This is a genomic window from Micromonospora sp. NPDC005299 (assembly GCF_042872345.1).
Taxonomy (GTDB): domain Bacteria; phylum Actinomycetota; class Actinomycetes; order Mycobacteriales; family Micromonosporaceae; genus Micromonospora.
In genome coordinates this window covers 556,976-579,980 of the sequence record NZ_JBIAKG010000001.1, presented here as the reverse complement: position 1 = coordinate 579,980, position 23,005 = coordinate 556,976, and the positions used below count along the sequence as shown (strand labels likewise).

The following is a 23,005-nucleotide window of genomic DNA, read 5'->3' as shown; positions in this document are numbered from 1 at the left end:
GTTACAGCGATGCCAGGAAAGGGCGACGCTCCGGTGCTTCCGGGCGCGCGGGCGGTTGCGCGGCACGTGCGCATCTCGCCGATGAAGGCGCGCCGGGTGGTCAACCTCGTCCGCGGCCTGCCCGCGAAGGAGGCGCTCACGGTGCTGCAGTTCGCGCCGCAGGCTGCGAGCGAGCAGGTGTACAAGGTGCTCGCGAGCGCGATCGCCAACGCGGAGAACAACGAGCGGCTGGACCCCGACGCGCTGCTCGTCAGCGAGGCGTTCGTCGACGAGGGCCCGACGATGAAGCGGTTCCGGCCGCGGGCGCAGGGCCGGGCGTACCGGATCCGCAAGCGGACCTGCCACATCACCGTGGCGGTCGAGGCGGTCGCGCCGGCCGCGCCGAAGAAGTCGGCGAAGAAGGCCGCCCCGGCCAAGCAGGCCGAGGCCGCTGAGGGGCAGAGCACGACGGAAGGTGCCGAGTAATGGGTCAGAAGGTTCACCCCACTGGGTTCCGGCTCGGCATCTCGACCGACTGGAAGTCCCGCTGGTTCGCGGACAAGCTCTACAAGGACTACATCGGCGAGGATGTCAAGATCCGCCGGATGATGTCCAAGGGCCTCGAGCGCGCCGGCATCTCCAAGGTCGACATCGAGCGCACCCGCGACCGGGTCCGCGTCGACATCCACACCGCCCGGCCGGGCATCGTCATCGGCCGTAAGGGTGCGGAGGCCGACCGGATCCGCGGCGAGCTGGAGAAGCTCACCGGCAAGCAGGTCCAGCTGAACATCATCGAGGTGAAGAGCCCCGAGTCGGACGCGCAGCTGGTCGCCCAGGGTGTCGCCGAGCAGCTGTCCAGCCGGGTCAGCTTCCGTCGGGCCATGCGCAAGGCGATGCAGTCCGCGATGAAGAACCCGGTCTGCAAGGGCATTCGGGTCCAGGTCTCGGGCCGTCTCGGCGGCGCCGAGATGAGCCGGACCGAGTTCTACCGCGAGGGCCGGGTCCCGCTGCACACGCTGCGGGCCAACATCGAGTACGGCTTCTTCGAGGCCCGTACCACCTTCGGCCGGATCGGCGTGAAGGTGTGGATCTACAAGGGCGACGCCGTCCCGGGCCGGGAGGCTCCGGCCGAGACGGGTCCGTCCCGCCCGCGCCGTGACCGCGGTGACCGCCCCGAGCGGCCGCGCCGTGGCCGGTCGGGTTCGTCGGGCACGACCGCCGGTGGCACCGAGGCCGGCCGGGCTGCCGCGACCACCATCGCGCAGCAGGCCGAGACGCCGAGCGGCGAGCCGGTTGACGCCGGCGCCGTCGCCGCGGCCGCCACTCAGCCGGCAGAGACGCAGCAGGAGGGCTGACAGATGCTGATGCCGCGCAAGCCCCCGAAGGGCTTCCGCAAGCCGCACCACCCGGACCGTCACGGCGCGTCCAAGGGTGGTAACCGAGTGGTGTTCGGCGAGTTCGGGATCCAGGCTCTCGAGTCGGCGTACGTGACCAACCGCCAGATCGAGTCGGCGCGTATCGCGATGACCCGTCACATCAAGCGTGGCGGCAAGGTCTGGATCACGATCTTCCCGGACCAGGCCCTCACCAAGAAGCCGGCGGAAACCCGCATGGGTTCCGGTAAGGGTTCGCCCGAGTGGTGGGTCGCCAACGTCAAGCCGGGGCGGGTTCTCTTCGAGATGTCCTTCCCCAACGAGCAGATCGCGCGAGAGGCGATGCGTCGCGCGATCCACAAGCTCCCGATGAAGTGCCGCATTGTTACGCGCGAAGTGGGTGAATCCTGATGGCAGCGGGCGTCAAGTCCTCCGAGCTGCGTGAGCTCTCCGAGGAGGAGCTGGTCACGAAGCTGCGCGAGGCGAAGGCGGAGCTGTTCAACCTCCGCGTGCAGGCCGCAACCGGGCAGCTGGACAACAACCGGCGGCTGCAGATCATCCGTCGGGAGATCGCCCGGATCTACACGATCATGCGTGAGCGCGAGCTGGGTCTCTCGGCCGCGCCGACTGAGGTGACTGCATCATGAGTGAGAACACGACCGCCGCCGCGCGGGCCCGTCGCAAGGTTCGCGAGGGTCTCGTGGTCAGCGACAAGATGGAAAAGACCGTCGTGGTCGAGGTCGAGGACCGGGTCAAGCACGCGCTGTACGGCAAGATCATGCGCCGCACCAGCAAGCTGAAGGTCCACGACGAGCAGAACTCGGCCGGCATCGGCGACCGGGTCCTGATCATGGAGACCCGGCCGCTGTCCGCCACCAAGCGGTGGCGGGTCGTGGAGATCCTTGAGAAGGCCAAGTAGCGAAGGCTCGAGCTCGGCCGGGTTCGGTCGGGCGCAGGTTCCGCCAGGCTCCGGCCGCCCCCGGCGGCCGGAGAACCGGCAGACATAGGAGATAGACGTGATTCAGCAGGAGTCGCGACTGCGCGTCGCCGACAACACGGGTGCCCGGGAGATCCTGTGCATCCGGGTTCTCGGTGGCTCCGGTCGGCGCTACGCGAGCATCGGCGACGTCATCGTGGCCACGGTCAAGGACGCGATCCCCGGTGCCGGTGTGAAGAAGGGCGACGTCGTCAAGGCCGTCGTCGTTCGCACCGCCAAGGAGAGGCGGCGGCCGGACGGCTCGTACATCCGCTTCGACGAGAACGCCGCCGTCATCATCAAGGACGGCGGGGACCCGCGCGGTACCCGCATCTTCGGCCCGGTGGGCCGCGAGCTGCGGGACAAGCGGTTCATGAAGATCATCTCTCTCGCGCCGGAGGTGTTGTGACCGTGAAGGTCAAGAAGGGCGACACGGTCGTCGTCATCGCCGGCAAGGACAAGGGTGCCAAGGGCAAGGTCATCGCGGCCTACCCGCGGCAGGACAAGGTCCTGGTCGAGGGCGTGAACCGGGTCAAGAAGCACACTCGCATCAGCACCACCCAGCGTGGCGCCAAGACCGGTGGCATCGTCACCCAGGAGGCCCCGATCCACGTCTCGAACGTGCAGGTCCTGGACTCCGACGGCAAGCCGACCCGCGTCGGTTACCGGGTCGACGACAACGGCCAGAAGGTCCGCATCGCGCGTAGCACCGGTAAGGACCTCTGATGACCACGGCTACCGAAACCAAGACCCTGCCGCGCCTCAAGGAGCGGTACCGCAACGAGGTCGTGGCGAAGCTGCAGGAGCAGTACAACTACGGCAACCCCATGCAGGTTCCCGGGCTCGTCAAGATCGTCGTCAACATGGGCGTCGGCGAGGCCGCTCGGGACGCCAAGCTGATCGACGGCGCCGTCCGCGACCTGGCCACCATCACCGGCCAGAAGCCGCTGGTGCGGCGGGCGACCAAGTCCATCGCGCAGTTCAAGCTGCGTGAGGGCATGCCGATCGGCGCGAAGGTCACCCTGCGGGGCGACCGGATGTGGGAGTTCCTGGACCGGCTGCTCTCCATCGCGCTGCCGCGTATCCGCGACTTCCGCGGCCTGGACGGGCGCAAGCTCGACGGCCACGGCAACTACACGTTCGGTCTGACCGAGCAGTCGGTGTTCCACGAGATCGACCAGGACAAGATCGATCGCCAGCGGGGCATGGACATCACGGTGGTCACGACCGCCACGACCGACGACGAGGGCCGGGCGCTGCTCAAGCTCCTGGGCTTCCCGTTCAAGGAGAACTGAGATGGCCAAGAAGGCGCTGATCCTCAAGGCGGCCGCGAAGCCGAAGTTCTCGGTTCGCGCGTACACCCGCTGCCAGCGGTGCGGGCGTCCGAAGGCGGTCTACCGCAAGTTCGGTCTCTGCCGGGTGTGCATCCGGGAGATGGCCCACCGCGGTGAGCTGCCCGGCGTGTCCAAGGCTTCCTGGTAATAGCCCGGCGCGCTTCGCGCGTCAGCTGAACTGTCTCTTCGCCGTAGGCCCCAGGCCTGGCCCGGGGAACCCCGGCGAGAAAGGTTGACGAATTTCATGACGATGACCGACCCGATCGCAGACATGCTCACGCGTCTGCGTAACGCCAACCAGGCGTACCACGACCGGGTGACGATGCCCTACTCGAAGATCAAGGCGAACATCGCCGAGGTCCTCAAGGCCGAGGGTTACATCGCCACCTGGTTGGTCGAGGAGCCCGAGGAGGGCGCCGTCGGCAAGCGACTGGTCGTCGAGCTGAAGTACGGCCAGAACCGGGAGCGGAGCCTGGCCGGCATCAAGCGCGTGTCCAAGCCCGGTCTCCGGGTGTACGCCAAGTCGGACGGGCTCCCGCGGGTGCTCGGCGGGCTGGGCGTGGCGATCATTTCGACGTCCCAGGGGCTGCTCACCGACCGGCAGGCCCGCAAGCGGAGCGTTGGCGGGGAAGTCCTCGCCTTCGTCTGGTAACGGGAGACAGGTAGAAATGTCGCGTATTGGACGTAAGTCGATCCCGGTGCCAGCCGGCGTCGACATCACGATCGACGGCCAGACCGTCAAGGTCAAGGGCCCCAAGGGCGAGCTGAGCCACGTACTGGCCGAGCCGATCAAGGCGGAGCGGGGCGAGGACGGCGCGCTGCACGTCAATCGGCCCAACGACGAGCGCAAGGCCAAGGAGCTGCACGGCCTGAGCCGTACGCTGGTGGCCAACATGATCGTCGGTGTGACCGAGGGCTACCGCAAGAGCCTCGAGATCGCCGGTACCGGTTACCGCGTGACCGCCAAGGGCAAGGACCTCGAGTTCGCGCTCGGGTTCTCGCACCCGGTGCTGGTTCCGGCCCCGGAGGGCATCACCTTCACGGTGGAGCGGCCGACGCTGTTCCACGTGGCCGGCATCGACAAGCAGCAGGTCGGCGAGGTCGCCGCCAACATCCGGAAGATCCGCCCGCCGGAGCCCTACAAGGGCAAGGGCGTGAAGTACCAGGGCGAGGTCATCCGCCGCAAGGCTGGAAAGGCAGGTAAGAAGTGAGCGCCACGCTGCTCAAGCGCCGCCGCGGCGTCGCCGCCAAGCGGGCCGTCGGGCGTGCGCGCCGGCACTTCCGGGTCCGCAAGAACGTCAGCGGCACCACCGAGCGTCCCCGCCTGGTCGTCACCCGCTCCCTGCGGCACATCGTCGCCCAGATCGTGGACGACACCAAGGGTCACACCCTGGCGTCGGCCTCGACCATGGACGCCTCGCTGCGCGGCGCCGAGGGTGACAAGAGCGCCCTGGCCGGCAAGGTTGGCGCCCTGCTCGCCGAGCGCGCCAAGGCCGCCGGCGTCTCGAAGGTCGTCTTCGACCGCGGTGGCAACCGGTACGCGGGGCGGGTCGCCGCGCTTGCCGCAGCCGCCCGCGAAGCCGGGCTCGAGTTCTAGAAACCCCGTCACGAGAGAGAAGGAAGGCTGCTGATGCCAGGTCAACAGCGCCGTGGCGGCGGGTCCGGTGGCAACGAGGGTGGTCGCCGCGACAACCGCCGTGAGGGCGGCCGCGGAAACGCGCCCGTCGAGAAGACCCCGCACCTCGAGCGGGTCGTCGCGATCAACCGCGTCGCCAAGGTCGTGAAGGGTGGTCGTCGCTTCAGCTTCACCGCCCTGGTGATCGTGGGCGACGGCGACGGCACCGTCGGTGTGGGCTACGGAAAGGCCAAGGAGGTGCCCGCGGCGATCGCCAAGGGTGTCGAGGAGGCCAAGAAGCACTTCTTCAAGGTGCCGCGGATCGGTCAGTCGATCCCGCACCCGGTGCAGGGCGAGGACGCGGCCGGTGTGGTGCTGCTCAAGCCGGCCTCGGCCGGTACGGGTGTCATCGCCGGCGGTCCGGTCCGCGCCGTGCTGGAGTGCGCGGGCATCCACGACGTGCTCTCCAAGAGCCTCGGCTCGTCCAACCCGATCAACATCGTGCACGCCACGGTGGCGGCCCTGAAGGCGCTCGAGTCGCCGGAGCAGGTCGCGGCCCGTCGTGGTCTGCCGGTCGAGGACGTCGCGCCGGCCGCCATGCTGGCGTCGCGGGCGGGGGTGGCGTCCTGATGGCGCGCCTGAAGGTCACCCAGGTCCGGTCCGAGATCGGGTCCAAGAAGAACCAGCGTGACTCGCTGCGTTCGCTCGGTCTCAAGCGGATCAACGACGTGGTGGTCAAGGAGGATCGGCCGGAGATCCGGGGCATGATCTTCACGGTCAACCACCTCGTGAAGGTCGAGGAGGTCGAGTAATGACGATCAAGGTGCACCACCTGCGCCCGGCGCCCGGAGCCAAGACCGACAAGACCCGCGTGGGTCGCGGTGAGGGCTCGAAGGGCAAGACCGCCGGTCGCGGTACCAAGGGTTCCAAGGCCCGGAAGAACATCTCGGCGGCGTTCGAGGGTGGGCAGATGCCCATCCACATGCGCCTGCCGAAGCTGAAGGGCTTCAAGAACAAGTTCAAGGTCGTCTTCCAGGTGGTCAACCTGGACCGGCTCGCCGAGCTCTTCCCGAACGGCGGCCAGATCGGCCCGGTCGAGCTGGCCGAGGCCGGCGCGGTCCGCAAGGGCCAGCCGGTCAAGGTGCTCGGCACCGGCGACCTCGGCGGTGTGGCGCTCCAGGTGTCGGCGCACGCGTTCAGCGCGTCGGCCAAGGAGAAGATCACCGCGGCCGGCGGCTCGGTCACCGAGCTGTAAGGCACGTTCATGGCGCCCGCTCAGTTGTCCGCAACTGGGCGGGCGCCGTGCTCTACCAGGCGAATGTGCGCCGAGTAACATCGGATTCGTTTTATGTAGCCGGGCGCATCTGCCCGGACCCGGGTCGGGCTGTTAGAGTCCCTTCCCAGCTATGGATATCGGGCGGTCGCCCGGCACCCACCCCGCTCCGCCAGGGATCATCACCGGCGGCCCGCGTCGCGCAGGAGGAAGAAGTTGCTGTCCGCCTTTCTCAGTGCGTTCCGTACGCCTGACCTGCGCAAGAAGCTGCTGTTCACAGTAGGCATCATCGCGGTCTACCGGCTGGGCGCCACGCTGCCCAGCCCGGGCGTCTCGTACGGCAACGTGCAGAAGTGCCTCGACACCGTCCAGGGCGGCACCGGCGTGCTGGGTCTGCTCGACCTCTTCTCCGGTGGCGCGCTGCTCCAGCTCTCCGTCTTCGCGCTGGGCATCATGCCCTACATCACCGCGTCGATCATCCTGCAGCTGCTGACCGTGGTCATTCCGCGTCTGGAGCAGCTCCGCAAGGAGGGGCAGGCCGGCCAGGCGAAGATCACTCAGTACACCCGCTACCTGACCCTGGGCCTGGGCATCCTCCAGTCCTCGGCGTTCGTGGCGCTGGCGCGCTCGGGTCAGCTCTTCAACAACCAGTGCGACCAGTTCCCGATCGTCCCGCGGGGCACCGGCATCCCGGACTGGCTGACGCTGACCATCCTGGTCATGACGATGACCGCCGGCACCGGCATGGTGATGTGGCTCGGTGAGCTGATCACCGACCGGGGCGTCGGCAACGGCATGTCCGTGCTGATCTTCACCTCGATCGCTGCCCGGCTCCCCAGCGAGGGCTGGAAGATCAAGACCACCAAGGGCTGGGGGATGTTTCTCCTCGTCATCGCCCTGGTCCTCCTGGTCATCACCGCGGTCACCTTCATCGAGCAGGCCCAGCGCCGGATCCCGGTGCAGTACGCCAAGCGCATGATCGGCCGGCGGATGTACGGCGGCACCTCCACCTACATCCCGCTCAAGGTGAACCAGGCCGGCGTCATCCCGGTCATCTTCGCCTCGTCGCTGCTCTACCTGCCGACGCTCGCCCTCCAGTTCTTCGACCAGAACAACCCGGGGAAGACCCAGGCCTGGATCCAGAACCACATCGTGAAGGCGGCCGCGCCGGAGCACATCGCGCTCTACTTCCTGCTGATCATCTTCTTCACGTACTTCTACGTGTCGATCACGTTCAACCCGACCGAGGTCGCGGACAACATGAAGAAGTACGGCGGCTTCGTGCCGGGCATCCGCCCCGGCAAGCCGACCGCCGAGTACCTCGACTTCATCCTCAGCCGGATCACCCTGCCGGGCGCGCTCTACCTGGGCATCGTCGCGGTCCTGCCGAACTTCTTCTTCATCTGGCTCGACAACCAGCAGTTCCAGAACTTCCCGTTCGGCGGCACCGCTGTGCTCATCATGGTCGGCGTCGGTCTGGAGACCGTGAAGCAGATCGAGAGCCAACTCATGCAGCGGAACTACGAAGGGTTCCTGCGGTAGATGCGACTCGTTCTGGTTGGCCCGCCGGGCGCGGGCAAGGGCACGCAGGCGGAGTTCATCGCCGCTCACCTCTCGGTGCCGAAGATCTCGACCGGTGACATCTTCCGGGCCAACGTCTCCCAGGGCACGCCCCTGGGGGTCGAGGCGAAGCGGTACATGGACGCCGGGAAGCTGGTGCCGGACGAGGTCACCATCAACATGGTGCGGGACCGGCTCGCCGAGCCGGACGCCGGCGAGGGCTTCCTCCTCGACGGCTTCCCGCGCACCACGCCGCAGGCGGCCGCGCTGGACAAGCTCCTCGCCGACCTCGGCACGGCGCTGGACCTGGTGCTGGAGCTGGTCGTCGACGACGACGAGGTGATCCGGCGGCTCTCCGGCCGGCGTACCTGCCGGGGCTGCGGCAAGATCTGGCACGTCGAGTTCGACGCCACCACTCGCGAGGGCGTCTGCGACCGCTGCGGCGCCGAGCTGTTCCAGCGCGACGACGACAAGCCGGAGACCATCGCGGCCCGGCTGCGGGAGTACGCCGAGAAGACCGCGCCGCTGGTCGACTACTACGGCGCCCAGGGCAAGCTCGTCGGCATCGACGCGACCGGCCCGGTGGAGGACGTCACCGTCCGCGCCATCGACGCCCTCCGCTCGTACGGCGGCTGACGTCCCGCCGAACTCCGGCGGATAGAGTGCGAACAGCGGGGTACGTGCGACGTGCCCCGCTGTTCCGCGCAACGAAAGGTATCGCCTCCATGCGTCGTCCCCAGCTGGACATCCAGCTGAAGACCCCCGAGCAGATCGAGCTGATGCGGGCCGCCGGTCTGGTGGTCGCCCGCGCGCTGCGCCGGATGCGGGAGGCGGTCGCTCCCGGCGTGAGCACCGCCGATCTCGACGCGATCGCCGAGGCCACCATCCGGGAGGCCGGCGGGGTCCCGTCGTTCAAGGGCTACCACGGCTTCCCGGCGTCGATCTGCTCGTCGGTCAACGAGCAGGTGGTGCATGCCATCCCGTCGTCGTCGCAGGTGCTCCGGGAGGGCGACCTGATCTCGATCGACTGCGGCGCGGTGCTCAACGGTTGGCACGGCGACGCGGCCATCACGGTCGGCGTGGGCGAGGTCGAGCCGGCCCTGCTGAAGATGGCCGCGGTCGCCGAGGACGCCATGTGGGCCGGCATCGCCGCCGCCGCCCGGGGCGCGGCGAGCGGCAAGGGCCGGCTCACCGACATCTCCCACGCCGTGGAGACCGCGGTCCGCAAGGGCGGCCGGTACGGCATCGTCGACGGCTACGGCGGGCACGGCATCGGCACCGAGATGCACCAGGACCCGCACGTGCTGAACCACGGACGGCCGGGCAAGGGCCCGCGTCTGGTGCCCGGCATGGCGCTGGCCATCGAGCCGATGATCACGATGGGGTCCCCGCGCACGACCGAGCTGCACGACGGCTGGACCGTGGTGACCCGCGACCGCTCGATGGCGGTGCACGTCGAGCATTCGATGGCGCTGCTGGATGACGGCGTCTGGGTGCTGACCGCCGAGGACGGCGGCCGGGCCCGGCTCGGCGACCTGGTCACCGCCCGCCAGCCCGCGGACTCCCCGGCCGTCTGACCGGAACCGTCCCGCTCGCGAGGTTCGCGCCCCGTCGTCCGGTCCAGGTGCGGTACCGCGCGCTGGCGGGGCGGTGGCATGCTTGCCGGCATGGACGGGCGGAGCGGGATGCGGGCGGCCGACGCCGACCGGGAGGCCACGGCGGAGCGGCTCCGGGTGGCCCTGGAGGAGGGCCGGCTCGGCCTGCACGAGTACGACGAGCGGCTGGTCCGGGCGTACGGCGCGAAGACCTACGCCGACCTGGACGAGGTGGTGGCCGACCTGCCCGGTCCGGCGCCGGCGCAGCGCGCCGCGGTGGCGCCCGCGCCGCCGCCCCCGTCCCCGGTAACCGCCGAGCACGGCGGGCCGGTGGTCGGGGCCGGGCGGTCCCGGCTGCTCGGGCTGTGGATGCCGTGGTTGCGGGTCGCCGGGATCGTGGTCCCGATCTGGCTCCTCGTCTCGATCGGCTCCCGGGAAGTGGCGTACTTCTGGCCGGCCTGGGTGCTCGGCCCGTGGGGCGCGCTGCTCGTGATGCAGTCGGTGGGGCTGCTCGGCGGCGGCCACCCGCGGCACCCCCGCCCACGGCGTCGCCGGGACCGGCGCCGGCGGCGCTGACCGCCGCTGTGGCGGCGGTCACAGCAGGTGCGGGATTTCCTCCAGCCGGGCGGCCGGTTTGGCGACGGCCCGCAGGCGGGCGTACACTTTCAGATCGGCGCACAGCGTCCACTCCGGCATGCCCACCCTGCGCTTCGGTGGGAGTCGGAGCCGCGGCTGGCTCGGGCTCGGCGATTTTCGCCGGAGCCCGTGTAAGACGTTGTGGGCCGTCCGGAGCAACCGACGTCAGGACAGCGGAGGACATGCCGAAAAAAGACGGAGCCATCGAGATCGAGGGTCGGGTCATCGAGCCCCTGCCGAACGCCATGTTCCGGGTGGAGCTCGCGAACGGCCACAAGGTGCTGGCTCACATCAGCGGCAAGATGCGGCAGCACTACATCCGCATCCTGCCGGAGGACCGGGTCGTCGTCGAGCTCTCGCCGTACGACCTGACCCGCGGGCGCATCGTCTACCGCTACAAGTAAGCCTGACGACGGCCGGGACGTCCCCGTGTCCGTCTTCGACGTCCGGGTCGCGCCTCGTCGCGTCTCCGGGCCAGATGGGAAGTAAGGCAACCGTGAAGGTCAAGCCGAGCGTCAAGAGGATCTGCAACAAGTGCCGGGTGATCCGCCGGCACGGCCGGGTCATGGTCATCTGCAGCGACCCGCGCCACAAGCAGCGCCAGGGCTGAACCCCTCCCACCGGTCGTGACACGGCCGGTCGGATCGGTTTGGGCCGCAGATCCCGACACACACATCACCAGCTCGTCCCAGCCGCGAGCGGTACGCAGCGCGTACCCCCTCGTGGTTGACCCCCGGTCGGAGGCCGGGGCCCGCTCGGGCAGCGACCGATCCCGGTCGCCGGCGCTGATCGCGCCGGAAGGACAGGGACGGTCGGTAGCGGGGTGGGACGGGTCCACACCTCCGCCACAACATCGAGGAGTACGCCCGCACATGGCACGTCTAGTCGGCGTGGACCTCCCCCGCGACAAGCGGATGGAGATCGCGCTCACCTACATCTTCGGGGTCGGTCGCACCCGCGCCCTGGAGACGCTCGCCGCCACCGGCATCTCGCCGGACAAGCGCGCTCGGGACCTCACGGACGAGGAGCTCGTGCAGCTCCGCGACCACATCGAGGGCAACTACCAGGTTGAAGGTGACCTTCGCCGCGAGGTCGCCGCCGACATCCGCCGCAAGGTCGAGATCGGCTGCTACGCGGGCATCCGGCACCGCCGGGGCCTGCCCGTCCGTGGCCAGCGGACCAAGACCAACGCGCGGACCCGCAAGGGCCCGAAGCGGACCGTGGCCGGCAAGAAGAAGCCCGGCAAGAAGTAACTAGGAGCGCACAGACTTATGCCACCGAAGGCTCGTGCCGGAGCCGCCGTCAAGAAGGTCCGGCGCAAGGAACGCAAGAACGTCGCCCACGGGCAGGCGCACATCAAGAGCACCTTCAACAACACCATCGTGTCCATCACGGACCCGACCGGTGCGGTCATCTCCTGGGCCTCCTCGGGCCAGGTGGGCTTCAAGGGCTCGCGCAAGTCGACCCCGTTCGCCGCGCAGCTGGCCGCCGAGGCCGCCGCGCGCCGGGCCATGGATCACGGCATGCGCAAGGTCGACGTGTTCGTCAAGGGCCCCGGCTCCGGCCGGGAGACCGCCATCCGTTCGCTGCAGGCCGCCGGGCTGGAGGTCGGGCAGATCTCCGACGTCACCCCGCAGCCGCACAACGGATGCCGTCCGCCGAAGCGTCGTCGGGTCTGAGAGGTAGAGAGAGATGGCTCGTTACACCGGTGCTGACTGCCGCCGTTGCCGGCGGGAGAAGATGAAGCTGTTCCTCAAGGGCAGCAAGTGCGATGGCCCGAAGTGCCCGTTCGAGTCCCGGCCGTTCCCGCCCGGACAGCACGGCCGCGGCCGCACGAAGGAGACGGAGTACCTGCTCCAGCTCCGTGAGAAGCAGAAGGCTCGCCGGGTCTACGGCGTGCTGGAGAAGCAGTTCCGCGGTTACTACGAGGAAGCCGTGGGCAAGCAGGCCAAGACCGGTGAGGTCCTCCTGCAGATCCTCGAGTCGCGGCTGGACAACGTGGTCTACCGGGCCGGCTACGCCGGTTCCCGGGACATGGCCCGCCAGCTGGTCAAGCACGGTCACTTCACGGTGAACGGCAAGAAGGTCGACATCCCGTCGTACCGGGTCAAGGAGCACGACATCATCGAGGTCCGGGAGAAGAGCAAGCAGCTCACCCCGTTCCTGGTGGCGCAGGCTCAGGCCGGTTCGCGGTCGGTTCCGGCCTGGCTCGAGGCGATCCCCAGCCAGATGAAGATCCTCGTGCACTCGCTCCCGGCCCGCCAGGTGATCGACACCCAGGTCCAGGAGCAGCTGATCGTCGAGCTCTACTCCAAGTAAGGGCTCGTTGCGGTGGCCCGCCCTCCGGGGCGGGCCACCGGAACAGTTTGTGTCGTGGGCGTCAAATAGCGGGCGCCCCGGAAGAGAAGAGAAAAGATGCTCATCAGCCAGCGACCGTCTCTCTCCGAAGAGTCGATCAACGAGACCCGCTCCCGGTTCACCATCGAGCCGCTGGAGCCGGGCTTCGGCTACACCCTGGGCAACTCGCTGCGGCGTACGCTGCTGTCGTCCATCCCGGGTGCGGCGGTCACCTCGATCAAGATCGACGGTGTCCTGCACGAGTTCACCACCATCCCCGGTGTCAAGGAGGACGTGGTCGAGCTCGTCATGAACATCAAGGAGCTCTGCGTCAGCTCCGAGCACGACGAGCCGGTCAGCATGTACCTGCGCAAGCAGGGCCCGGGCGACGTGACCGCCGGTGACATCCAGCCCCCGGCCGGTGTCTCGGTGCACAACCCGGACCTGAAGCTCGCCACCTTGAACGGCAAGGGCCGGCTCGACATGGAGCTGACCGTCGAGCGGGGTCGTGGCTACGTCACCGCGGCGCAGAACAAGCAGGCGGGCGCCGAGATCGGCCGGATCCCGGTCGACTCGATCTACTCGCCGGTGCTCAAGGTCACCTACCGCGTCGAGGCGACCCGTGTCGAGCAGCGGACCGACTTCGACCGGCTGATCATCGACGTCGAGACCAAGCCGTCCATGGGCCCGCGCACCGCGCTGGCCTCGGCCGGCTCGACGCTGGTGGAGCTGTTCGGGCTCGCCCGGGAGCTGGACGAGACCGCCGAGGGCATCGACATCGGGCCGTCCCCGCAGGACGCCCAGCTGGCGGCCGACCTGGCCCTGCCGATCGAGGAGCTGGACCTCACCGTCCGCTCCTACAACTGCCTCAAGCGCGAGGGCATCAACGCCGTTGGTGAGCTGATCGGGCGTACCGAGGCCGACCTCCTCGACATCCGCAACTTCGGTCAGAAGTCGATCGACGAGGTCAAGATGAAGCTCGCCGGGATGGGCCTGGGGCTGAAGGACTCGGCTCCGAACTTCGACCCGGCGCACGTCGTGGACGCCTTCGGCGAGGCCGACTACGACACCGACGACTACCGCGAGACCGAGCAGCTCTAGTCCGCGCTGCCGCCACACCTGAGGAGCACCAAGCATGCCCACGCCCACCAAGGGCCCCCGCCTCGGCGGCAGCCCCGCGCACGAGCGGCTGATGCTGGCCAACCTGGCCACTGCGCTGTTCCAGCACGGCAAGATCCAGACCACCGAGACGAAGGCCCGGCGGCTGCGTCCGCTGGCCGAGCAGCTCATCACCAAGGCCAAGCGCGGCGACCTCGCCGCGCGGCGGCGGGTGCTGGGCGTCGTCAAGGACAAGGACGTGGTCTACGCCCTGTTCGACCAGATCGCGCCCCGGTACGCCAACCGCAACGGTGGCTACACCCGGATCGTGAAGACCGGTCCGCGCAAGGGTGACGCCGCTCCGATGGCGATCATCGAGCTGGTGGAGGAGCTTCAGGTCGCCGAGCCGAAGGCGAACAAGAAGACCGCCGCCCGCAAGACCGCCCAGCAGGACAAGGTCGAGGCCCTGGCCCCGGCCGAGGAGGCCCCGCGCTCCAGCGAGGTCGCCGACCAGGACGCCGAGGCTCCGGTCTCGGCCTCCGGTGACACCGCCGAGGCCCGCGAGGACAGCGACGAGGCCACCGAGAACGAGAAGGCCTGAGCATAGGCAGCATCGTCGGGCCCGGCACCCCTTCCTGGGGTGCCGGGCCCGACGGCGTCAACGGGAGGTACGAGGTGGACGAGCGGTCCCGGCTGCGGCTGGACGTCTCGTACGACGGCACCGACTTCTCCGGCTGGGCCGCCCAGCCCACCCGCCGCACGGTCGCCGGGGTGCTCATGGAGACGCTGGACCTGGTCCTCGGCGCGGGCACCGCGACCGGGCTGACCGTGGCCGGCCGGACCGACGCCGGTGTGCACGCCACCGGGCAGGTGTGCCATCTCGACCTGCCCACCGAGGTGTGGCGGCAGCACGACGGGAGGCTGCTGCGCCGGCTGGCCCGGCTGCTTCCGCCGGACGTGCGGGTCCGGGCGATGACCGAGGTGCCGGCCGACTTCGACGCGCGGTTCTCAGCCACCTTCCGCCGCTACGAGTACCGGGTGACCGACGCCCCGTGGGGCGCCGAGCCGCTGCGCCGCACCGACACCCTGGCCTGGCCGAAGCCGCTGGACCTGGCGGCGCTGAACGCCGCCGCAGCCGGCCTGGTGGGGGAGCACGACTTCGCCGCGTACTGCCGGCGCAAGGAGAACGCCACCACGCTGCGCGAGGTGACCCGGCTGGACTGGCGGCGCGAGCCGGACGGGATCCTGGTCGCCACGGTGCAGGCCGACGCGTTCTGCCAGAACATGGTGCGCAGCCTGGTCGGCGCCATGCTGGTGGCCGGGGACGGCCGCCGGCCGGTCGAGTGGCCGGCCGGCCTGCTGAGCCGCCGGGAACGCGCCAGCGAGGTGACCGTGGCGCCCGCGCACGGGCTGGCCCTGGTCGAGGTCGGCTACCCGGACGACCCCTCCGAGTACGCCCGCCGCGCCGATCTCACCCGCCGCCTCCGGGTGCCGGTCGCCGAAGGCTGAGCACAGGGGAACGGCCCGCCGCCCCCGGTGCGGGGACGACGGGCCGTCGTGGTCGGGCTCAGTTCTTGGTGCCGTCCTGGCCGGCGGTGCCGCCGGTCGGGCCGTCCGTGGGCTGGCTGGCCACCCCGCCGCTGGCCCGGCGCTCCAGCACGCCCCGGTTCAGGTAGACCTCGATCATGTCGTACAGGATCTCCCCGGCTTTCGTGTCGCCGGAGCTGATCCGTTCCCCGTCGGCCCGGGTGACGACGCAGTAGGCGAGGTAGTGGCCGCGGACCTGCCAGCCGACCCGGGCGGCGGCCGTCGCCACCACGCCGGTGTCCTCGCTCGCCGCCATACCGCGGAACCGGCCCTGCCGTTCGTCCAGCATCGGCCGGATCCGGTCGCGCGCCCGCTGGGCGCTGGCCACGTCGGTCAGGTTGAACAGGCCGGCGGTGAGCAGGTGGTCGCCGTCGGCGGAGCGGAGGGTGGCCCGGACGACCTGGTTGCAGCCGAGGCGGACCAGCAGGTCGGCGATCTCGCCGGTGGCCGCGACCGCGCAGCTGCCGCTGGAGTGCGTCTTGAGCACCCGGTACGCCGGCTGCCCGTCGGTCACCACCAGTTGCTGGCCGGGGAAGACCTCCTTGGCGGTGAGCGCCGCCTGATCGGTGTCCCGGGAGTCCAGGTCGGTTCCGTCGGCCGCGGGGGACTGCTCCACCACCGGCTGGTTGCTCTGCTGGCCGGCCTGCGGCGTGGCGGTCCGGTCCTCCAGGAGCGCGGCGACGGCCAGCCCGGTGAGGGCGAGCAGCATCAGCACGGCGGCCCCGCCGATGAGCACCTGCCAGGCCCGGCCGCCGCTCCGGCGCGCGGGCCGGCGGGGGGACAGGTCCAGCGGATCGGTGGTCCGGGCGACGGGGTCGGCCGGGGTCGACGTTTCCGGCCTGGGCGCGGCGGCCGGCGTCGGCTGCGGCACCGGTGGCGCGGGCGGCGGCACCGCCGGCGTGGGCTGCGGCACGGGAGCGGGCTCCCGCGGCGGGGCGGGCCGGCTGGGCGCCGGGGCCGGTGCCGGGGGCGCCGGGGCCGGGGCCCGGGCGGCGCCGACGGTCGGTGGGGTGGGCCGGACCGGTGGCGGCAGCGACGGGGTGGGGAAGCGGGACGGCGAGGGACCCGCCGGCGGAGCCGCCACGTCGCCGGGCACGGACGGGTCCGACCCGGGCCGCGGGTACTCCAGGAAGGCGTCCTCACCGGACTCGTACCGATACACCATGTTGGCTACAGTAGGGGCCATTGTCCCTTTCGTGGGTAATATCGGCAAAATCCGGCGGAGTGGCGTCCCGTCCTGCCTGCCGCACCGTCGCGGGTGCCATTCCCGAGCGGTGCAACAATGCCCGACGTGACGGGCGACCACTACTTCACCGCTGAACCCACGACCCCCGCCCAGCCGCGCGAGGTCGAGTTCTCCGTCGCCGGGCGCGACTACACCCTCGCCTCGGCCGCCGGCGTCTTCTCCGCCGCCCGGCTGGACCCCGGCACGGCGGTGCTGCTGCGCAAGGCCCAACTGCCGGCGCACGACGCCACCGGCCCGCTCCTCGACGTCGGGTGCGGCTTCGGGCCGATCACCTGCGTGCTGGCCAGCAGCGCGCCGGCCGCCAGCGTCTGGGCGGTCGACGTCAACCAGCGGGCCCGCGACCTCACCGCCGCCAACGCCGCCCGGGTCGGGGCCGCCGACCGGGTCCGGGTGGCCGCGCCGGACGACGTACCCGCCGACCTCACCTTCGCCCAGATCTGGTCCAACCCGCCCATCCACATCGGAAAGCCGGAGCTGCACGAGCTGCTGCTGCGCTGGCTGCCCCGGCTCGCCCCGGACGGGGTGGCCTGGCTGGTCGTCGCACGGCACCTCGGCGGCGACTCGCTGCACCGCTGGCTGGTCGAGCAGGGCTGGCAGGTCGAGCGGCACGCCAGCCAGAAGGGCTACCGGGTGCTGCGGGTCACCCGGTAATCGGGTGTCGCCCGCGCCCACCCCTCGGGCAGGATGCCCGCGTGGGATACGTGGACGTGGCAGGGGTCGGGCACATCCTCCCGGACGGCCGGGAACTCTTCGCCGAGGTGTCGTTCCGGGTCGGTGAGGGCGCCAAGGTGGCCCTCGTCGGCCCCAACGGCGCCGGCAAGACCACCCTGCTGCGCATGGTCGCCGGCGACCTGCCGGTGAAGACCGGCGCCGTCGCCCGCGCCGGCGGGCTCGGCGTGATGCGCCAGTTCATCGGCATGATCGGTGACGAGTCGACCCTCGCCGACCTGGCCCTGTCGCTCGCCCCGCCCGCGCTGCGCGACGCCGGCCGCCGCCTCGCCGACACCGAGGCGGCCATGCGCGCAGCCGAGGTCCGCGGCAAGTACAGCAGCGCCGCCGGCAAGGCCCAGCTCGCGTACGCGGACGCCCTGGCCGCCTGGGGTGAGTCCGGCGGGTACGACGCCGAGGTGCTCTTCGACACCGTCGCCACCATCGTCCTCGGCCTGCCCTGGGACGCCGCCCGGGACCGGCCGGTGCGGACCCTCTCCGGCGGCCAGCAGAAGCGGTTCGCGCTGGAACTGCTGCTCCGCGGCCCGGACGAGGTGCTCCTCCTCGACGAGCCGGACAACTTCCTCGACGTGCCCGGCAAGCGCTGGCTGGAGGCCCGGCTGCGCGAGTCGGGCAAGTCCGTGCTCTACGTCTCGCACGACCGGGAGTTGCTCGCCCAGACCGCCGACCGGGTGGTCGCCGTCGAGGGCGGCAGCGCGTGGGTGCACCCGGGCGGCTTCGCCAGCTGGCACGAGGCCCGGGTGGCCCGGCACGCCCGCCTCGACGAGCTGCGGCGCCGCTGGGACGAGGAGCACCAGAAGCTGCGCGAGCTGATGCTCATGTACAAGCAGAAGGCCGCGTACAACGACGGGATGGCCTCCCGCTACCAGGCCGCGCAGACCCGGCTCCGCAAGTTCGAGGAGGCCGGGCCGCCGCCCGTACCCCCGAAGGAGCAGGACATCCGGATGCGCCTGACCGGCGGGCGGACCGGCAAGCGCGCGGTGATCGCCGAGCAGCTCGAACTCGACGGCCTGACCTACCCCTTCGACCTCGAACTCTGGTACGGCGACCGGGTCGCGGTGCTCGGCGCGAACGGGACCGGGAAGTCGCACTTCCTGCGCCTGCTCGCCCGCGGCGGCACCGACCCCGACCCGGCCAACACCCCCGTCGACGGCGCCGCGGCGCTCACCCCCGTCGCGCACGACGGCCAGGTACGCCTCGGCGCCCGCGTCCGGCCCGGCCACTTCTCCCAGACCCACGACCGGCCGGAGCTGATGGCGAAGACGCTGGTCGACATCCTGTGGCGGGGCGACGAGCACCGGGCCGGCATGGACCGGCACGCGGCCATGGCGGCGCTGTCCCGGTACGAGCTGGCCGGGCAGGGCGACCAGCGGTTCGGCACCCTCTCCGGCGGCCAGCAGGCGCGCTTCCTGGTGCTGCTGCTGGAGCTGTCCGGGGCGACCCTGCTGCTGCTCGACGAGCCGACCGACAACCTCGACCTGGCCTCCGCCGAGGCCCTCGAAGCCGGGCTGGACGCCTTCGCCGGGACGGTCGTCGCGGTCACCCACGACCGGTGGTTCACCCGCTCCTTCGACCGGTTCGTGCTGTTCCGCGGTGACGGCGAGGTGGTGGAGACCTCGGAGCCGGTCTGGGACGTCGGGTGACCGCCCGCGCGGCGGCATAGGGTGGATCTCGTGACTGAGATGACCTACCGCCGGCTCGGCGACTCCGGACTCGTGGTGTCCGTCGTCGGCATCGGCTGCAACAACTTCGGCCGCAAGCTCGACCTCGACGGCACCCGCGCGGTGGTGGACGCCGCGCTCGACGCCGGGATCAACTTCTTCGACACCGCCGACATCTACGGAGAGCCGCAGGGCGGCTCCGAGGAACTGCTCGGGCAGGCGCTCAAGGGGCGCCGGGACGACGTGGTGGTCGCCACCAAGTTCGGCATGGACATGCACGGTCTGAACGGGCCCGACCACGGCGCCCGGGGCGCCCGCCGCTACATCGCCCGGGCGGTCGAGGCGTCCCTGCGCCGCCTCGACACCGACCACATCGACCTCTACCAGATGCACGAGCCCGACCCGGGCACCCCGATCGACGAGACCCTCGCCGCGCTGGACGACCTGGTCACCGCCGGCAAGGTGCGCTACCTCGGCAACTCGAACTTCGCCGGCTGGCAGATCGCCGACGCCGACTGGACCGCCTCCTCCCAGGGCCGCGCGCGCTTCATCTCCGCGCAGAACCACTACTCGCTGCTGGAGCGGAGCGTGGAGGCCGAGGTGATCCCGGCGTGCGAGCGGTTCGGCCTGGGCATGCTGCCGTTCTTCCCGCTCGCGAACGGCCTGCTCACCGGCAAGTACAAGCGGGACGAGGCCCCGCCCGCGGGCAGCCGGCTCTCCGGCGGCGGCCGGTACGCCGAGCGCCTCGCCGCCGCCGACTGGGACACCATCGAGGCCATCGAGGCGTACGCGGCTGAGCGCGGTATCAGCATGCTCCAGGTGGCCATCGGCGGGCTCGCCGCCCGGCCGGCGGTGACCTCGGTGATCGCCGGCGCCACCACGCCCGAGCAGGTACGCGCCAACGCCGAGGCGGGCACCTGGCAGCCCTACGACGCGGATCTCGACACCCTCGACGCCATCCTCTGACCGACCCTGCCCACTGCCCCGGCACCTCCTTCAGGTGCCGGGGCAGCGTGCTGTCCACCCCGGCTCCGACGCGGCCCATCCGGACAGCATGACGTGATCGGGGGGTCACCCGCTGTCCCCGTCCTCCACCTGGGACAGTCGGTGGGAAATTCCCCATCGGCGCTTGGCGGATCGGCGCGCACGTCGTACGGTAGGCCCGCAAGTGACCCACGGGAGCCCGGTGCCACCGGGCTGAGAGGGGGGCTGGAAGCCCCCGACCGTCGAACCTGATCCGGGTAATGCCGGCGCAGGGAGGAGAGTTGCCGTGCCGTCCCTGGGACGACTGCATCTGATCACCGACACCCGGCCCGGGCGGGACCCCCTCGCCGTGCTGCGCGCCGCCCTGCCGGTGGCCCGCGCCGAGCTGGTCGTCCAGGTCCGGGTCGAGGACGACGCCAGCGACCGGGAGGCGTACGAGCTGGCCCGGCGGGTGGTCGGGCTGTGCCGGCCGTGCGGGGCGACCTGCCTGGTCAACGACCGGCTGCACGTGGCGCTGGCGGTCGACGCCGCCGGCGGGCACGTCGGCGCGGAGGACCTGCCGGTGGCGGCCGCCCGACGGGTGCTCGGCGCCGACGCCGTGCTCGGCGCGACCGCGCGGGAGCCGGGCAGCGCCGCCGCGGCGGTCGCCGCCGGGGCCAGCTACCTGGGCGTGGGCCCGTGTCACGCCACCACCACCAAGTCGGGCCTGCCCGACCCGATCGGCTCCGCGGGCCTGAGCGCGGTGGCCGGTGCGGTGGACGTGCCGGTGATCGCGATCGGCGGGGTGACCGCCGCGTCGGTGCCGGCGCTGCGGGCCGCCGGGGCGTACGGGGTGGCGGTGGTGGGTGCGCTGTCCGCCAGCCCCGATCCCGCGCGCACGACCGCCGAGCTGATCGAGGCCCTGACGTGCTGACCCGACCGGACGTCGCCATCGTGGGGGCGGGACCGGTCGGGCTGGCGATCGCGTGGCGGTGCGCGTCCCGGGGGCTGCGCGTGAGCGTCCACGACCCGGCACCCGGTTCCGGGGCCTCGCACGTCGCCGCCGGGATGCTCTCCCCGGTCGCCGAGGCCTACTTCGGCGAGCACGAGCTGACCGGGCTGCTCACCGAGTCCGCCGCCCGCTGGCCCCGCTTCGCCGCCGACCTGGCCGAGGCGGCCGGCGCCGACGTCGGGTTCCGCGCCGACGGGACCCTGGTGGTCGGGCTCACCGCCGACGACCTGGCCGAGGCGCGGCGGCTCTGGTCGTACCAGCAGGGGTTGGGGCTGCCGATCACGCCGCTGCGCCCCTCGGAGCTGCGCGACCGCGAGCCGGCGCTGGCCCCGCGGGTGCGCGGCGGCGCGGTCGCCCCCGGCGACCATCAGGTCGACCCGCGCCGGCTGGTTCCCGCGCTGCGGGCGGCGGCCGAGCGCGCCGGCGCGGTGCTGCGCCCGGCGCAAGTCGGCGCGCTGTCCGAGGTGGACGCCGGGCTCACCGTGGTCGCGGCCGGCTGCGGCGCCGCCGCGCTGACCGGGCTGCCGATCCGACCGGTCAAGGGCCAGGTGCTCCGGCTCCGCGCGCCCGGTCGCGGCGCGCCGGACTTCCGGCACGTGATCCGGGGGTACGCCGACGGCGAGTCGATCTACCTGGTGCCCCGGGACAGCGGCGAGGTGGTGGTCGGGGCGACCGTCGAGGAGCGCGCCGACACCGAGGTGACCGCCGGGGCGGTGCTCCGGCTGCTCCGCGCCGCCGTCGATCTGGTCCCGGAGCTGGCCGAGTACGACCTGGTCGAGGCGATCGCCGGGCTGCGCCCCGGTACGCCGGACAACGCGCCGATCATCGGTCCGCTGCCCGGCCGGCCCGGCGTGCTCGTCGCCACCGGACACCACCGGCACGGCATCGTGCTCACCCCGGTCACCGCCGACCTGGTCACCGAGCTGATCGTCACCGGCGAGCCGGACCCGCTGCTCGCCCCCTTCACCCCGGACCGGTTCGGGAAGGAGCCCAGGTGGAGCTGATCGTCAACGGCGCGGGACGGGACCTGCCCGGCGGCTCGACCGTCGCCGACGTGGTCCGCGCGGTCACCGCCCAGGACCGCGGCCTGGCGGTCGCGGTGAACGGCGAGGTGGTGCCGCGCGGCGGCTGGTCGGCGACCGTGCTGCGCGACGGCGACCGGGTCGAGGTGCTCAGCGCCGCCCAGGGCGGGTGAGCCCGATGTCCTTCGAGATCGGTGGGGTCGGCTTCGGCTCCCGGCTCATCCTCGGCACCGGTGGCGCGGCCAACCTGCACGTGCTGGAGCAGGCCATCCGCGCCTCCGGCACCGAGCTGGTAACCCTCGCGCTGCGCCGGGTGGACACCGCCCCGGGCGCCGCCGGTGGCCTGCTCGACCTGCTGGACCGGTGCGGCGTACGGCTGTTGCCGAACACGGCCGGCTGCTACACCGCGTCCGAGGCGGTGAAGGCGGCGCAGCTGGCCCGGGAGGCGTTCGACACCGACTGGGTGAAGCTGGAGGTGATCGGCGACGAGCGCACGCTGCTGCCCGACGGGGTGGAGCTGCTGCGCGCCGCCGAGGAGCTGGTGGCCGACGGGTTCACGGTGCTGCCGTACACCTCGGACGACCCGATCCTGGCCCGACGGCTGGCCGATGTGGGCTGCGCGGCCGTGATGCCGGCCGGCGCGCCGATCGGCTCCGGGCTGGGGGTGAGCAACCCGCACCACATCCGGCTGATCCGGCAGGGCGTGGACGTGCCGGTGATCCTCGACGCCGGGATCGGCACCGCCTCCGACGCCGCGCTCGCCATGGAGCTGGGCTGCGACGCCGTGCTGCTGGCCAGCGCGGTCACCCGGGCCGCCGACCCGGTGGCGATGGCCACCGCCATGCGGCACGCCGTCGAGGCGGGGCGGCTGGCGTACGGGGCGGGCCGGATCGCCCGCCGCTTCCACGCCCTCGCCTCCACCCCCGACGAGGGAAGGCCGGACCTGTGACCCCGCCGCTCGGCACCGGGATCCCGGTCCGCTCCGCAGGTCTTGACGGGAAAGGGCCCG

General features: G+C 71.4%; 35 protein-coding genes and 1 riboswitch. Of the genes, 34 read left to right on the top strand and 1 reads right to left on the bottom strand.

Translation table 11 applies throughout. From position 1 onward, the window contains the following. Positions 1–9 precede the first annotated feature (9 nt). The 27 genes from rplV to truA all read left to right on the top strand — a co-directional run bounded on the left by rplV (position 10) and on the right by truA (position 15,285). Positions 10–465 (top strand): 50S ribosomal protein L22, encoded by a 456-nt coding sequence (gene rplV, locus ACFYPD_RS02800; RefSeq protein ID WP_073834929.1) that lies wholly within the window; start codon positions 10–12, stop codon positions 463–465. Next, positions 465–1,334, top strand: a complete 870-nt coding sequence (rpsC, locus tag ACFYPD_RS02795) for a 30S ribosomal protein S3 (RefSeq protein WP_387108036.1) — start codon at positions 465–467, stop codon at positions 1,332–1,334. The genes rplV and rpsC overlap by 1 nt, the downstream gene beginning before the upstream one ends. A 3-nt stretch (positions 1,335–1,337) precedes the next feature. Then, on the top strand, positions 1,338–1,763 hold the full coding sequence (rplP, locus tag ACFYPD_RS02790) for a 50S ribosomal protein L16 (RefSeq protein ID WP_387108034.1): 426 nt from the start codon (positions 1,338–1,340) through the stop codon (positions 1,761–1,763). Next, positions 1,763–1,999, top strand: a complete 237-nt coding sequence (gene rpmC, locus ACFYPD_RS02785) for a 50S ribosomal protein L29 (protein WP_387108032.1) — start codon at positions 1,763–1,765, stop codon at positions 1,997–1,999. Before rplP ends, rpmC begins: the two co-directional genes overlap by 1 nt. Further along, positions 1,996–2,271 carry a 30S ribosomal protein S17 gene (rpsQ, locus tag ACFYPD_RS02780; protein ID WP_387108029.1) on the top strand — a complete coding sequence of 92 codons (276 nt, stop codon included), beginning with the start codon at positions 1,996–1,998 and terminating at the stop codon, positions 2,269–2,271. The genes rpmC and rpsQ overlap by 4 nt, the downstream gene beginning before the upstream one ends. Positions 2,272–2,368: 97 nt before the next feature. Beyond that, on the top strand, positions 2,369–2,737 hold the full coding sequence (rplN, locus tag ACFYPD_RS02775; protein ID WP_007465279.1) for a 50S ribosomal protein L14: 369 nt from the start codon (positions 2,369–2,371) through the stop codon (positions 2,735–2,737). After that, the gene (rplX, locus tag ACFYPD_RS02770; protein ID WP_192579888.1) at positions 2,734–3,054 is read left to right on the top strand and encodes a 50S ribosomal protein L24; all 321 of its coding nucleotides are present in this window, start codon (positions 2,734–2,736) and stop codon (positions 3,052–3,054) included. The genes rplN and rplX overlap by 4 nt, the downstream gene beginning before the upstream one ends. Beyond that, a complete protein-coding gene (gene rplE, locus ACFYPD_RS02765) occupies positions 3,054–3,623 on the top strand; it encodes a 50S ribosomal protein L5 (protein ID WP_091262796.1) in 570 nt (189 codons plus the stop codon). The genes rplX and rplE overlap by 1 nt, the downstream gene beginning before the upstream one ends. A 1-nt stretch (position 3,624) precedes the next feature. Further along, positions 3,625–3,810, top strand: coding sequence for a type Z 30S ribosomal protein S14 (locus ACFYPD_RS02760; protein WP_007073023.1), 186 nt, complete (start codon positions 3,625–3,627; stop codon positions 3,808–3,810). Positions 3,811–3,906: 96 nt separating this feature from the next. Next, positions 3,907–4,314, top strand: a complete 408-nt coding sequence (rpsH, locus tag ACFYPD_RS02755; protein ID WP_067301438.1) for a 30S ribosomal protein S8 — start codon at positions 3,907–3,909, stop codon at positions 4,312–4,314. 16 nt (positions 4,315–4,330) lie between these two features. Then, positions 4,331–4,873: a 50S ribosomal protein L6 gene (gene rplF / locus ACFYPD_RS02750; protein ID WP_387108027.1), complete on the top strand. Its 543-nt coding sequence runs from the start codon at positions 4,331–4,333 to the stop codon at positions 4,871–4,873. Beyond that, entirely contained in the window at positions 4,870–5,259 is a 390-nt protein-coding gene (gene rplR, locus ACFYPD_RS02745) for a 50S ribosomal protein L18 (RefSeq protein ID WP_151463669.1), read from the top strand. Before rplF ends, rplR begins: the two co-directional genes overlap by 4 nt. Positions 5,260–5,292: 33 nt before the next feature. Further along, on the top strand, positions 5,293–5,907 hold the full coding sequence (rpsE, locus tag ACFYPD_RS02740; RefSeq protein WP_091262790.1) for a 30S ribosomal protein S5: 615 nt from the start codon (positions 5,293–5,295) through the stop codon (positions 5,905–5,907). Next, on the top strand, positions 5,907–6,089 hold the full coding sequence (rpmD, locus tag ACFYPD_RS02735; protein WP_387108024.1) for a 50S ribosomal protein L30: 183 nt from the start codon (positions 5,907–5,909) through the stop codon (positions 6,087–6,089). Before rpsE ends, rpmD begins: the two co-directional genes overlap by 1 nt. After that, on the top strand, positions 6,089–6,532 hold the full coding sequence (rplO, locus tag ACFYPD_RS02730) for a 50S ribosomal protein L15 (protein ID WP_387108021.1): 444 nt from the start codon (positions 6,089–6,091) through the stop codon (positions 6,530–6,532). The genes rpmD and rplO overlap by 1 nt, the downstream gene beginning before the upstream one ends. 234 nt (positions 6,533–6,766) lie before the next feature. Next, the gene (secY, locus tag ACFYPD_RS02725) at positions 6,767–8,092 is read left to right on the top strand and encodes a preprotein translocase subunit SecY (protein WP_387108020.1); all 1,326 of its coding nucleotides are present in this window, start codon (positions 6,767–6,769) and stop codon (positions 8,090–8,092) included. Next, positions 8,093–8,746, top strand: coding sequence for an adenylate kinase (locus ACFYPD_RS02720; protein ID WP_151463666.1), 654 nt, complete (start codon positions 8,093–8,095; stop codon positions 8,744–8,746). Positions 8,747–8,835: 89 nt separating this feature from the next. Beyond that, positions 8,836–9,687 (top strand): type I methionyl aminopeptidase, encoded by an 852-nt coding sequence (gene map, locus ACFYPD_RS02715; protein WP_387108018.1) that lies wholly within the window; start codon positions 8,836–8,838, stop codon positions 9,685–9,687. Positions 9,688–9,777: 90 nt separating this feature from the next. After that, positions 9,778–10,281, top strand: a complete 504-nt coding sequence (locus tag ACFYPD_RS02710) for a DUF1707 domain-containing protein (RefSeq protein WP_387108015.1) — start codon at positions 9,778–9,780, stop codon at positions 10,279–10,281. A 242-nt stretch (positions 10,282–10,523) separates the two neighbouring features. Next, entirely contained in the window at positions 10,524–10,745 is a 222-nt protein-coding gene (infA, locus tag ACFYPD_RS02705; RefSeq protein WP_007073013.1) for a translation initiation factor IF-1, read from the top strand. A gap of 92 nt (positions 10,746–10,837) precedes the next feature. Beyond that, positions 10,838–10,951, top strand: a complete 114-nt coding sequence (gene rpmJ, locus ACFYPD_RS02700) for a 50S ribosomal protein L36 (protein ID WP_043965539.1) — start codon at positions 10,838–10,840, stop codon at positions 10,949–10,951. Positions 10,952–11,213: 262 nt separating this feature from the next. After that, a complete protein-coding gene (gene rpsM / locus ACFYPD_RS02695; RefSeq protein WP_148430068.1) occupies positions 11,214–11,594 on the top strand; it encodes a 30S ribosomal protein S13 in 381 nt (126 codons plus the stop codon). An 18-nt stretch (positions 11,595–11,612) separates the two neighbouring features. Then, positions 11,613–12,020: a 30S ribosomal protein S11 gene (gene rpsK / locus ACFYPD_RS02690; RefSeq protein ID WP_148430066.1), complete on the top strand. Its 408-nt coding sequence runs from the start codon at positions 11,613–11,615 to the stop codon at positions 12,018–12,020. A gap of 13 nt (positions 12,021–12,033) precedes the next feature. Beyond that, positions 12,034–12,660 (top strand): 30S ribosomal protein S4, encoded by a 627-nt coding sequence (rpsD, locus tag ACFYPD_RS02685; RefSeq protein WP_151463663.1) that lies wholly within the window; start codon positions 12,034–12,036, stop codon positions 12,658–12,660. Between the two features lie 96 nt (positions 12,661–12,756). Further along, complete coding sequence (locus ACFYPD_RS02680) at positions 12,757–13,779, top strand: DNA-directed RNA polymerase subunit alpha (protein ID WP_018784566.1); 1,023 nt, start codon at positions 12,757–12,759, stop codon at positions 13,777–13,779. A gap of 34 nt (positions 13,780–13,813) precedes the next feature. Next, the gene (gene rplQ, locus ACFYPD_RS02675; RefSeq protein WP_387108013.1) at positions 13,814–14,377 is read left to right on the top strand and encodes a 50S ribosomal protein L17; all 564 of its coding nucleotides are present in this window, start codon (positions 13,814–13,816) and stop codon (positions 14,375–14,377) included. Positions 14,378–14,451: 74 nt separating this feature from the next. Continuing rightward, the gene (gene truA / locus ACFYPD_RS02670; protein WP_387108010.1) at positions 14,452–15,285 is read left to right on the top strand and encodes a tRNA pseudouridine(38-40) synthase TruA; all 834 of its coding nucleotides are present in this window, start codon (positions 14,452–14,454) and stop codon (positions 15,283–15,285) included. Between the two features lie 58 nt (positions 15,286–15,343). On the opposite strand, the gene ACFYPD_RS02665 is transcribed toward truA, so the two are convergent. After that, positions 15,344–16,528 carry a hypothetical protein gene (locus ACFYPD_RS02665; protein ID WP_387108008.1) on the bottom strand — a complete coding sequence of 395 codons (1,185 nt, stop codon included), beginning with the start codon at positions 16,526–16,528 and terminating at the stop codon, positions 15,344–15,346. A 126-nt stretch (positions 16,529–16,654) separates the two neighbouring features. Here ACFYPD_RS02665 and ACFYPD_RS02660 point away from each other — a divergent pair, with 126 nt between their 5' ends. From ACFYPD_RS02660 to ACFYPD_RS02630, 7 genes are all read left to right on the top strand, one after another. Further along, the gene (locus ACFYPD_RS02660; RefSeq protein ID WP_387109158.1) at positions 16,655–17,260 is read left to right on the top strand and encodes a class I SAM-dependent methyltransferase; all 606 of its coding nucleotides are present in this window, start codon (positions 16,655–16,657) and stop codon (positions 17,258–17,260) included. Between the two features lie 41 nt (positions 17,261–17,301). Further along, on the top strand, positions 17,302–18,981 hold the full coding sequence (locus tag ACFYPD_RS02655) for an ABC-F family ATP-binding cassette domain-containing protein (protein WP_387108006.1): 1,680 nt from the start codon (positions 17,302–17,304) through the stop codon (positions 18,979–18,981). 21 nt (positions 18,982–19,002) lie between these two features. Then, positions 19,003–19,965, top strand: coding sequence for an aldo/keto reductase (locus ACFYPD_RS02650; RefSeq protein ID WP_387108004.1), 963 nt, complete (start codon positions 19,003–19,005; stop codon positions 19,963–19,965). Between the two features lie 200 nt (positions 19,966–20,165). Next, positions 20,166–20,275, top strand: a riboswitch (TPP riboswitch). Beyond that, entirely contained in the window at positions 20,270–20,896 is a 627-nt protein-coding gene (locus ACFYPD_RS02645; RefSeq protein WP_387108003.1) for a thiamine phosphate synthase, read from the top strand. It overlaps the preceding riboswitch by 6 nt. Beyond that, positions 20,890–21,978: a glycine oxidase ThiO gene (gene thiO / locus ACFYPD_RS02640; protein ID WP_387108000.1), complete on the top strand. Its 1,089-nt coding sequence runs from the start codon at positions 20,890–20,892 to the stop codon at positions 21,976–21,978. The genes ACFYPD_RS02645 and thiO overlap by 7 nt, the downstream gene beginning before the upstream one ends. After that, entirely contained in the window at positions 21,969–22,169 is a 201-nt protein-coding gene (thiS, locus tag ACFYPD_RS02635) for a sulfur carrier protein ThiS (RefSeq protein WP_387107998.1), read from the top strand. Before thiO ends, thiS begins: the two co-directional genes overlap by 10 nt. Then, a complete protein-coding gene (locus ACFYPD_RS02630; RefSeq protein ID WP_387107996.1) occupies positions 22,166–22,945 on the top strand; it encodes a thiazole synthase in 780 nt (259 codons plus the stop codon). Before thiS ends, ACFYPD_RS02630 begins: the two co-directional genes overlap by 4 nt. The last annotated feature ends 60 nt before the right edge of the window (positions 22,946–23,005 follow it).